Annotated in this window: 12 protein-coding genes and 2 pseudogenes; 6 read left to right on the top strand and 8 right to left on the bottom strand. The window is 67.9% G+C overall.

From position 1 onward, the window contains the following. The 4 genes from ACTWPT_RS59100 to ACTWPT_RS59085 form a co-directional block, all read right to left on the bottom strand. On the bottom strand, positions 1–523 hold a 523-nt coding region (locus ACTWPT_RS59100; RefSeq protein ID WP_443186320.1), incomplete at its 3' end, for a cation transporter. A gap of 21 nt (positions 524–544) precedes the next feature. Continuing rightward, positions 545–1,531, bottom strand: a complete 987-nt coding sequence (locus ACTWPT_RS59095; RefSeq protein WP_443186319.1) for a hypothetical protein — start codon at positions 1,529–1,531, stop codon at positions 545–547. Continuing rightward, positions 1,528–1,740 (bottom strand): heavy-metal-associated domain-containing protein, encoded by a 213-nt coding sequence (locus tag ACTWPT_RS59090; protein ID WP_443186318.1) that lies wholly within the window; start codon positions 1,738–1,740, stop codon positions 1,528–1,530. The genes ACTWPT_RS59095 and ACTWPT_RS59090 overlap by 4 nt, the downstream gene beginning before the upstream one ends. Before the next feature lie 23 nt (positions 1,741–1,763). Further along, positions 1,764–2,045, bottom strand: coding sequence for a metal-sensitive transcriptional regulator (locus tag ACTWPT_RS59085; protein ID WP_443186317.1), 282 nt, complete (start codon positions 2,043–2,045; stop codon positions 1,764–1,766). Positions 2,046–2,270: 225 nt separating this feature from the next. Between ACTWPT_RS59085 and ACTWPT_RS59080 the strand changes: the two genes are divergently transcribed. The 3 genes from ACTWPT_RS59080 to ACTWPT_RS59070 all read left to right on the top strand — a co-directional run bounded on the left by ACTWPT_RS59080 (position 2,271) and on the right by ACTWPT_RS59070 (position 5,087). Further along, positions 2,271–3,701, top strand: coding sequence for an MFS transporter (locus ACTWPT_RS59080; protein WP_443186316.1), 1,431 nt, complete (start codon positions 2,271–2,273; stop codon positions 3,699–3,701). Positions 3,702–3,725: 24 nt separating this feature from the next. Continuing rightward, positions 3,726–3,869: a hypothetical protein gene (locus ACTWPT_RS59075; RefSeq protein ID WP_443186315.1), complete on the top strand. Its 144-nt coding sequence runs from the start codon at positions 3,726–3,728 to the stop codon at positions 3,867–3,869. 297 nt (positions 3,870–4,166) lie between these two features. Beyond that, positions 4,167–5,087, top strand: a complete 921-nt coding sequence (locus ACTWPT_RS59070; RefSeq protein ID WP_443186314.1) for a C40 family peptidase — start codon at positions 4,167–4,169, stop codon at positions 5,085–5,087. A gap of 4 nt (positions 5,088–5,091) precedes the next feature. Here ACTWPT_RS59070 and ACTWPT_RS59065 read toward each other — a convergent pair whose 3' ends face one another. Continuing rightward, on the bottom strand, positions 5,092–5,607 hold the full coding sequence (locus ACTWPT_RS59065; protein WP_443186313.1) for a GNAT family N-acetyltransferase: 516 nt from the start codon (positions 5,605–5,607) through the stop codon (positions 5,092–5,094). A gap of 244 nt (positions 5,608–5,851) precedes the next feature. Here ACTWPT_RS59065 and ACTWPT_RS59060 point away from each other — a divergent pair, with 244 nt between their 5' ends. Beyond that, positions 5,852–6,379 (top strand): carboxymuconolactone decarboxylase family protein, encoded by a 528-nt coding sequence (locus tag ACTWPT_RS59060; protein WP_443186312.1) that lies wholly within the window; start codon positions 5,852–5,854, stop codon positions 6,377–6,379. A 564-nt stretch (positions 6,380–6,943) separates the two neighbouring features. Here the strand turns inward: ACTWPT_RS59060 and ACTWPT_RS59055 are convergent. The 3 genes and pseudogenes from ACTWPT_RS59055 to ACTWPT_RS59045 form a co-directional block, all read right to left on the bottom strand. After that, a complete protein-coding gene (locus ACTWPT_RS59055; protein WP_443186321.1) occupies positions 6,944–7,456 on the bottom strand; it encodes a GNAT family N-acetyltransferase in 513 nt (170 codons plus the stop codon). Positions 7,457–8,018: 562 nt separating this feature from the next. Further along, positions 8,019–8,141: a hypothetical protein gene (locus ACTWPT_RS59050; RefSeq protein WP_443186322.1), complete on the bottom strand. Its 123-nt coding sequence runs from the start codon at positions 8,139–8,141 to the stop codon at positions 8,019–8,021. A 13-nt stretch (positions 8,142–8,154) separates the two neighbouring features. Then, positions 8,155–8,478, bottom strand: a pseudogene (locus ACTWPT_RS59045) (class I SAM-dependent methyltransferase); the annotation flags it as partial. 111 nt (positions 8,479–8,589) lie between these two features. On the opposite strand from ACTWPT_RS59045, the gene ACTWPT_RS59040 reads away from it, so the two are divergent. Both ACTWPT_RS59040 and ACTWPT_RS59035 read left to right on the top strand, forming a co-directional pair. Then, positions 8,590–8,808: a hypothetical protein gene (locus ACTWPT_RS59040; RefSeq protein ID WP_443186311.1), complete on the top strand. Its 219-nt coding sequence runs from the start codon at positions 8,590–8,592 to the stop codon at positions 8,806–8,808. Positions 8,809–9,010: 202 nt separating this feature from the next. Continuing rightward, positions 9,011–9,211, top strand: a pseudogene (locus ACTWPT_RS59035) (aminopeptidase); the annotation flags it as partial.

The raw sequence follows: 9,211 nt of genomic DNA, 5'->3' as shown, positions 1-9,211 counted from the left end.
CCCACAGCGACCAGCCCAGCGCGGCGATGGTGCCGATCGAGATCAGCGTGTCCATCGTCGCCGCGCCGTGCCGCAGGTTCGTCCAGGCCGCCTTGTGGAACGGCCAGCCCGCATACACCACCACCGGCGCCGCCAGCGTCAGCGACAACCACTGCCAGGAGGTGAACTGCAACGCCGGAATCATCGCCATCGCGACCACCGGCACGGACAATACGATCGAGGTGATCAGCCGGTTGCGCAACGGCTGGAGCTCATCCGCCGGCTCCCGGTCCTCTTCCTGCCGGGCAGGAGGCGTGGGCAGCGCGGCGCTGTAGCCGGCCTTCTCCACCTCCGCGATCAACTGCTCCGGGTCAACGCCGTCACCGAAGGTGACCTTCGCCTTCTCGGTGGCGTAATTCACCGTCGCGGTCACGCCGTCCAGCTTGTTCAGCTTGCGCTCGATGCGGTTGGCGCAGGACGCGCACGTCATGCCGCCGATCGAGAGCTCGACCGCGTTCTGCCGGTCATCGGTGACCTGGGACATCACCGTTCTCCTTTCTCTCGCTCAGTGGCTGTGATCGCCGTGCCCACTCGGGGCGGGTGTCGGGGTCACGTTCGGGATGGCCGGCCGCTCGCCCGCGCCGAGGGTGAAGTCGGCGGTGCGCACCTTACCGTCGTGCTGGAAGTCCAGGAACAGCCGGTAGTCACCGGTGCTGGGCACCTCGGCGTAGAAGACGATCTCGGGTCCTGCCGCGGTCGTGCCATCTCCGGGCGCACCGTCGGGGTGCACGTGCAGGTAGGCCAGATCACGGGCGCGCAGCGCCACCAGATGCCCGTAAGCGCCGAGGTAAGGCTGCAGGTCGGTGACCGGCTTACCGTCCTTGACGATCTTCAAGGTGAGCTTGCTCGACTGACCCGGCCTCAGATCACCGTCCAAGGTGACCGTGTACCCGTCGACCGTCACGGTCCGGCTGATCGCCGGCAGCGCCTGGGGCTCGAACCCGCCCGCCACCGACAGGTCGGCGCCCAGGGTCAGCCCCTCGCCGCCGCCGGGCACGAAGTCGGCGAAAGCCCGGTAGACGCCCGCCACGGGCAGCGTGAGCTCGACCGACCAAACGCCGCCACCCGCCTCGACCGGGTGCAGGTGCTGGAAACTGCCCAGATCACGGGAGACCACGATGAAGTGCAGCTTCTTGTCGTGCTCAACCCGGTAGTCGGTCACCGGCTTACCGTCCGGGCCGGTCACCGTAAAACGGAAATCCGTGCGCTCACCCGGCTTGATCGTTTCGGTGAGCGGGATGAGGGTGTAACCGTTCTCCGACACTTGCAGCCCCCCAGGGGTATCACTATCGCTCGTGGCGGGCTCGGTGGCGTGCTCATCATGTCCCGCACCCTGCGCCGGGCTCGCCGAGGGTGGCGCCGTCATCGCGCTGTGGCCGGCGACCGGAGCCGCCGCCGCGACCGGCCCCACCACCTTTCCCACACCCAGCGCGCCGCCGAACACGACGGCCACCCCTACAACATAGGAACCAAGCTTGGCCGCGGCATTCATGACCGACTCGCCACTTCGTATCCGGCCTCCTCGACCGCGGCAACGATCCGCGCCGGGTCGATCGGACTGTCACTGTCCACCCTCAACAACCCGGTGGCCAGATCCACCTCGACACCGGTCACGCCGGCCACCTCGCCGACCTCCTCCTTGACCGAACTGACGCAGTGGCCGCAGGTCATGCCCCTGACGGTGTAGCTGACGGTGCTCATATCCATCTCTCCTTCAACACAGGTCAAGAACGCACAAGCCTGGCGATGGCGTCGGAGGCCTCCTTGACCTTCGCGTCCGCCTCCGGGCCGCCCTTCAACGTGGCCTCGGCCACGCAGTGCGCCAGATGCTCTTCCAGCAACGACAGCGAGAACGACTTCAGCGCGCTGGTCGCCGCCGACACCTGAGTCAAGACGTCGATGCAGTACTTGTCCTCCTCGACCATGCGCTGCAGGCCACGAATCTGCCCCTCGATACGACGCAACCGCATCGCGTGATCCTGCTTGCTGCTGGTGTATCCGGCCATGTGCGACCTCCCTCGCGTTCGTCGCTGCACAACACTATACCCCCCTATGGTATTTCTGACGCAAGAGCCCAACCTCGAAACAGCCTTCGGCCTACGCACTCCGTACGACCAGAATCGAGCGCCGATCATCTCTGGGCCAGCACCTCTTGACAGATACCCCCCGGTGGTATTTATTGATCCACCGAATACCCCACATGGGTATAAGACCTGAGATGGAGAGTGCACATGTCCGCACCATCCCCCCGGCGATGGGCAGCCCTGGCCCTGATCGCCACCGCCCAGTTCATCGTCATCATGGACACGTCGATCATCGGCGTCGCCCTGCCCCGCATCCAGGAAGACCTCGGCTTCTCCCAGGAGAGCCTGTCCTGGGTGTTCAACGCCTACGTCGTCGCCTTCGGCGGTCTTCTGCTGCTCGGCGGACGCCTGTCCGACCTGTTCGGCGCCCGCCGCCTCTTCGGCGCCGGCTGGCTCATCCTGCTCGCCGGCTCACTGGTGGCCGGCATCGCCCCCGAGGTCTGGGTCGAGCTCACCGGCCGCGCCGTCCAAGGCATCGGCGCCGCCCTGATCGCCCCGTCCGCCCTCACCCTGCTCATGATGCTCTTCGGCCACGACCCCAAGGAGCTCACCAAGGCCCTCGCCCTGTACGGCGCCGCCGCCCCGGCCGGCGGCACCGCTGGGGTGTTCCTCGGCGGCGTCATCACCGAATACCTCAGCTGGCCCTGGGTCTTCTACATCAACATCCCCATCGCCCTCGTCGCACTGCTGGCCACCGGCCCGCTCATGCCCACCGCCCAATCCCAGCGCGGCTCCGTGGACCTGATCGGCGCGCTGACCGTCACCGCCGGCCTCGGCACCGCCGTCTACGCCATCGTCCGCGCACCGGAAATCGGCTGGGCCTCGGCGCAGACCTGGCTGGCGCTCACCGCCGCCGTGATCCTGCTCGCCACCTTCGTCGCCATCCAGGCCCGCCGCCGCGAGCCCCTCATGCGCCTGTCGATCTTCCGCACCCCGAACCTCGCCGCCGCCAACCTCACCCAACTGCTCCTCGGCGGGGCGTGGATCCCCATGTGGTTCTTCCTCAACCTCTACCTGCAGCAGGTCCTCGGCTACAGCGCCTTCCCCAGCGGCGCCGCCCTCCTGCCGATGACCGTCCTCATCATGATCGGCATGATCGTCCTGGCCCCCCGGGCCATCAACCGGTTCGGTCCCAAGACCACCACCGTCACCGGCCTGGCCCTGCTCGCCGCCGGCATGGCCTGGCTCGCACTGATCAGCCCGAACGGCAGCTTCGCCACCGACGTCCTCCCCGCCAGCCTGGTAGCCGCCCTCGGCATGTCACTGGCCTTCATCCCCTCCCTCGGCACCGCCATCTCCTCCGCCCGGCCCGAGGAAGGCGGCCTGGCCTCCGGCATCGTCAACACCAGCTACCAGGTCGGCTCCGCACTCGGCCTCGCCGCCATGACCGCCGTCGCCGCCGCCAACGGCGCCGCCCAACTCGGCAATCTGCCCGCCCTGACCAGCGGCTTCTCCGCCGCGTTCATCGGAGCCGCCGGCATCGCACTCGTGGGTGCCCTGCTCGCCGCAGGAACCCTGCGCTCCTACACGTCCGCACCCGCGGCGGCCGAACCCGCCGCCACCCACCGAGGCAACTGAGTACCCGCTTCAGAGGAGAATCCCATGTCCACCGCCACACCGACCCTTATCGCCCACGACGGCTCGCCCGACGCCCGCCACGCCATCGAAGAGACGGCACGGCTGCTCCCCGGCGCCACGGCCGTGGTGCTCTACGCCCGTCACCCCAGGGACCTCACCGACCGTTGAGACGACCGCGCCCCCGGCTCCGAGACCTCTTCGGAGCCGGGGGCGCGCCATGTCCGGGCCCCCGACCGAACGCCTGGAGGGCGACCTGCGTATCTCCACACGGGTGGGCACTACCGGCCGCTATGCCGGATAGTACATACCGCTCCGGCCAGCCGAATTGTCATGAACAGGGCGAAACGTCTTCTCCGCTTCTGTACTATTTCGCCCCAGGTTTGGAGCTTACGAGGAGGCATCGTAGTGGTCGTACCGGCTCGGCTTGGGCGAACAACAGCAGCCGTCGCGCTGACCTTAGCCGCGTTGGCCTCCACCCCTGGCACCGCCGTGGCCGACCCGTCGCCCGCCAAGGCCAGGGCCAAGCTGGTGAAGCTGAACGAGCAGGCCGACCAACTGGTCGAGCGCTACAACCAGGCCGCCGAAACGTACACGACGGCGAAGAAGAGGTACGGCGTACTCAACGCCGAACTCCAGAGCAAAGACGCCCGAGCCAACGCCCTGCGCCGGGACCTCGTCAACGTGGCGGTCAACAACTACCAGTTCGGCCCCTTCCGGGGCTGGCCTCAGTTCGCCACCCAGAGCAATCCCGAGGCCATGCTCGGCACCATGGCCGCCCTCGATGAGATGACACAGGCCGCGGCGGCGAAGATACGAGCTTACGAGGTGACCACCAAAGAACTGCGCGATCAACGCGACGAGGCCAAGACCGTCCTGGCCGAGGCCGAAACGGCGCGCAACAAGGTACGCCAGGAGAAGGCGAAGGTCGACAAGATGGTCGCCGAACAGACCAAGCTCCTGCGCAGGCTGGGCGCCTTCCAGGCCGGCGACCCCAACAGCCCGGGCATCGAGTACACCGGGCCTGCGTCCGGCAACGCCCGCTCGGCACTCGAGTTCGCGTTCGCCCAGGTCGGTAAACCGTATCGCTACGGCGGCACCGGGCCGGACTCGTTCGACTGCTCCGGCTTGACGCAGGCGGCCTGGCGTACAGGAGGGGTCGAGCTACCGCGCACGACCTGGTCTCAATGGAGCTGGGGCGCCGACCGTCGCGTTCCCTTGGACAAGCTGGAGCCCGGAGATCTGCTCTTCAGCAAAGGACTGGGACACATGGGCATGTACGCCGGCAACGGCAAAATGGTCCACGCGCCCCAGACCGGCGACATCATCAAAGTGGTCGACCTCGACGATTACTGGCGCACTCGCCTGCTCGGCGCCGTCCGCCCATGACCGGCTAGCCGCTTTCGCTCCGAGACACTTCCTGCTCGGTCACGCCGAAGCACGTCCAGCCGACGTCGGGAAAGCCGGCTGCTTCGGCGACGGCGGCAGACGCATGGTTGCTGAAGGCGTGCATGTACGTGGGCACCGCGCCCTCGTCCAGCACTCGCCGCGCCGCCTGGGCGACAAGCCGTCGGGCAAGACCACGGCCACGCGCCGCCGGAGCGGTCACGACGGCGAGCTCTCGTCCGTACGCGTCATGCCGTTTGACGCCCACGCCGGCCAAATGCTCTCCAGTATTCGGATCTCGGGCGATCAACACTTCCCCGCCGAATGGCCGCAGCCATTCGGGCACCTCGGGAGCTTCCGCGGGAAACCATATGCCGGCATCGGGAAGGGGAACGGGGTGCGTCGTCCAGCGGTAGACGGCGGTGAACCATCCACGCTTCGGAAGGCCGATCAGGGCCGGAACTCGCGATCCGAACACGGACAGGTTGGCGTCTCGAGCGTACTGCTCCGCCAACTTCTCCACGTGCTCGGGCTGGACTGAGAGGACGCGGCCCTGGGCGTTTCCGACCCCCACGACGGGATGGATCCTGGCGTCCCAGCCTTGGAGCGTTCGCCCTGGCGCGCCGACGATGTCCAGTTCGGTGGTAGGCGGCCATTGGCCGAGCCAGTGAGACAGGTGCTCAATGAGTCGCCGTTCTAGTGACATCTCTCCACCTCCTATACCTTAGGGGGGTATAGTACTTCACGACACACCCTGAGGAGGATAAATGCCACGCCTGACCGCACTGGACCCCATTGACGCGCCCGGGAAGTCCCGCGAGCTCCTGAACGACATCATCGAGAGAAGGGGTGGCGTGGGCGGCATGGTCGCCACAATGGCCCACTCTCCGGCGTTGCTTCAGGGCTACCTGGACTTCTCTCGGGCCATGAAGCGGATCAAGCTGCCTCGCGCGCTCAGTGAGAAGATCTCGCTTGCCGTACAGGAGTGGATCGGCTGCGGGCACTGCCTCGACGCGCATGCCGCGGCGGGACGCGCCGCAGGGCTGACCGAGGCCGACATCGCCCTCGCCCGTCAGGGGACCTCCACCGACGCCAGGGAAGCGGCACTCATCGCCGTGGCATTACGAGTGCTGGTCGAGCCGTCCTCGATCACGGACGAGGACGTCGTGGAGCTTCGGTCGCATGGGTGGAGTGACCGGATCATCGCGGAGATCGTCGGCCTTGTCGCCCTTAATGTCCTCACCGGCGCCTTCAACCTCCTAGTGGGGCTGGAGCCGGCCGAAAGGAACGCATAGGGCACACAAGATTCGGGATTCTGGGGGACGCCGGCGATGGCCCCGGTCCAGGTCGCCGGCGTCCAGCCTGTCCCAGGTCGCGGCATCGCGTACGGGGTGGCCAAGCAGGCGGCGGAGCATGGCCTGGACCGCACAAGCGCTGCTTCCAAGGGCGCATGGCCTTTCCCGCCAGATCCAACGCCGCGCGCTCGCGGGCAAGTTCAGCCTCCAGCGCTTCCCGCCCCGCCTGTGACCGTGGTGCCGGGGCGCCGAGGCGGCCGTCGCCACGTCGGAGGTCGCGTCAACCGGGACCGACCCACGGCCACGTTCACGCTCTACACCGTTGTAGTGGCCGTTGCGCCGGCTACTCTCATGCGGCTAGCTGGGGGTACAGGATGGCGAGGTCGGCAGCAAGACCGGCTTTGACCTGGCGCCCCGCAAGTCCGTGCCGCGGTGGAACCCTAAGCGTGTTCGAGCCCGCCGACGCCGTCCGTGGTACATGCCGTCACCAGGACGGTCTGTCGGCGGCTGCGGCCCAGCAGGGGTCAAGAGCGTCGAACTGCTGTCTCGTGCCGGAGGGCGGGGTCAGACGCCGAACGCCGCCGGGTAGCGGATGGTGCCGGTCGGCACGGGTCGCGTGGGGTCGAAGGCGAGCGCCATCATGTATTTGTCCTCGACGTCGAAGGGCGGCCGGATGGCGTAGCCGGAGGCCGGGGTGAAGCCGAAACGCGGGTAGTACTCGGCGTGGCCGAGCACGATCACGAGGTTCTCGCCTTGCTCACGCGCGGCTCGCAGGGCGCCGTGGATGGCGGCGGAACCGGCGCCCCGCCGCTGGTGCTCGGGTCTGACGGCGCACGGGCCCAGGGTGAGCGCCGGAGAGCCGTCGACGTGGCATCGGGTGAGCAGCGCGAATCCGGCGATGGAGCCGTCGGGCGCCTCGGCGACCCAGGACAGGCCGGGGATCCACGCCTCCGGGTCGGCCCGCAGAGCCTCGACCAGGTCGGCCTCGTGAGAGGTGGGGAAGGCGGCGAGATTGACCTCGCGGATCTGGGCGAGGTCGGCGGCGGTCTCGGGGCGGGTGATCCAGGAGGCGGTCATGGGAGTGTTCGAGTCCGTTTCTGTGCTTGCCTGTGGGCGCAGGATGTAGCCGGGGTACTGGTATTCCGTGCTGTGCGCGTGACGCATGATGATCTCTTGCAGGGTGGCCGCGACCGCTTCGCGCCTCCCCGGCACGCTAGGGTCCACACGCACGATCCGGGCCGGTACCAGGCCGGCCTCGCGGTGTTCTGCGAAGGCGTTATCGAGTGTTTCCGTCCATCCGTACCGGGACAGGCCGACGTCGGATGGATCCGTGAAGAGATTTGGCAACGTGAGACACCTTGCGGGAAGGGGCCCCGACGAGACGCAGACGCCACTCCGCCTCGCAAGCCGGACGGCTCACGGCGGACGGCAAGAAATGAGTCAGACCGGGGCCCGGGACGTGAGGATTGTCCGGGCACTGCACACGGCAGCGGTCTTCACCGCGGTCATCAAACCTCACCTCCCTCTCCATCCGAAATCCAAGCCCAAACGATCAGCAGCGTAGCACTCCCCGCAATCTGCCCATGACCTTGTACGGCCACCGCCGAAGAGGCCCTCCGCTCGGGCCGCTGTGGACTGATCAGGCGCGGGTGGCGGTGATGAGCCAGATGGCGGCGGTCAAGTGGACACCGGCCTGGTCGGCGTGGTCGGCCAGGACGGCACGCACGTCGTTGAGCGCGGCGTCGCGGTCGGAGGCCGGCACGGGGGATGGGATGGACCTGCGCGTCGGCGTGAACAAAGCGCACGTTGCCCAGGCCCCCGCCCGCCTGCCGGGCGCGGGCCACGTGCAGCATGGGCTCGGATACGTCGATCCCGGTGACTTCGCCGTGCGGGGCGACGCGTGCGGCGGCGTCGAGTGTGGTGGCGCCGCATCCGCAGCCGATGTCCAGGACCCGTTGGCCTGGCTGGAGCCGGGCGGTCGACAGCAGTGCCTCGGCCACGGGGGCCAGGACGCGGTCGCGGCGATCGGCGTCGGCGGCCCACCGCTGCCCGTCCTCATCGGACCATCCCGGCTGTGCGGTCTCTTCTGGGCCGCTCATGGTGCCTTCTCCGAGGCCTGCTGCGGGAGGCCTTCCGCCATCAGGCGGCCAAGCGCGGCCGTACCCGCTTCATCTCCGCCGATGCCCAGGCGGCGGCCGAGAGTGTGAATGGTGAGCCGGCCGGTGGCGTACCGCGCGGCGAATCCTCGCGCCGAGATCGGCCCTCTGGACTGGTATGTGGGCGTGCACGCCGTGCGGATCCTCAGCGAGCTGGCCGTCTGGCAGCGCGAGCACGACCCCCGCTCCAACAGCCACCCGTGGCGCCTGCTCGCCCCCGCCGCGACCGTCCTGCTCACCCGGGCCACCGGCATCACCACCGCGGCCAGGTGATCAGATCATTCGGCGGGCGTGGCGATGCCAAGGACGTGGAAGGAAAAACGGGGTACGCGCCCACGCAAAACAGAACGTGCTCGATATGTCCTGATTTTTACCGGATTAGCAATTCTTCTCAGTATTGCAGGGTCGGGTTGTTTCGCGTTTCGGCGACTCTCGGGGGACATTGCTCCCCGTCCCGTAGATAAGGGGTACCCATATGCGCAGAATCGTGATCTCATTCATGACCGCGCTCGCCTTGACCATCGCCATAGCTGCGCCGGCCAACGCCCTCGGCCTGGACGACGCGTTCGCCAAGCTGCTCGTCCAGCAGGTCAAGGGCACGAACGTGCACAAGCACCTCCAGGCCCTGCAGGACATCGCCACCGCCAACGGCGGCAACCGCGCGGCCGGCACCAGC

The sequence above is a fragment of the Nonomuraea sp. 3N208 genome (genome assembly GCF_052245935.1).
Classification (GTDB): domain Bacteria; phylum Actinomycetota; class Actinomycetes; order Streptosporangiales; family Streptosporangiaceae; genus Nonomuraea.
The sequence above is the reverse complement of the archived record's forward strand: the minus strand, read 5'-3'. Positions and strand labels throughout refer to the sequence as shown.

What these genes read in the sequence shown, in the direction of transcription:
- ACTWPT_RS59095 (WP_443186319.1), bottom strand. Translation starts at nt 1,531, where the DNA reads ATGAATGCCGCGGCCAAGCTTGGTTCCTATGTTGTAGGGGTGGCCGTC.
- ACTWPT_RS59055 (WP_443186321.1), bottom strand. Translation starts at nt 7,456, where the DNA reads ATGACCGCCTCCTGGATCACCCGCCCCGAGACCGCCGCCGACCTCGCC.
- ACTWPT_RS59060 (WP_443186312.1), top strand. Translation starts at nt 5,852, where the DNA reads ATGCCACGCCTGACCGCACTGGACCCCATTGACGCGCCCGGGAAGTCC.
- ACTWPT_RS59075 (WP_443186315.1), top strand. Translation starts at nt 3,726, where the DNA reads ATGTCCACCGCCACACCGACCCTTATCGCCCACGACGGCTCGCCCGAC.
- ACTWPT_RS59090 (WP_443186318.1), bottom strand. Translation starts at nt 1,740, where the DNA reads ATGAGCACCGTCAGCTACACCGTCAGGGGCATGACCTGCGGCCACTGC.
- ACTWPT_RS59085 (WP_443186317.1), bottom strand. Translation starts at nt 2,045, where the DNA reads ATGGCCGGATACACCAGCAGCAAGCAGGATCACGCGATGCGGTTGCGT.
- ACTWPT_RS59080 (WP_443186316.1), top strand. Translation starts at nt 2,271, where the DNA reads ATGTCCGCACCATCCCCCCGGCGATGGGCAGCCCTGGCCCTGATCGCC.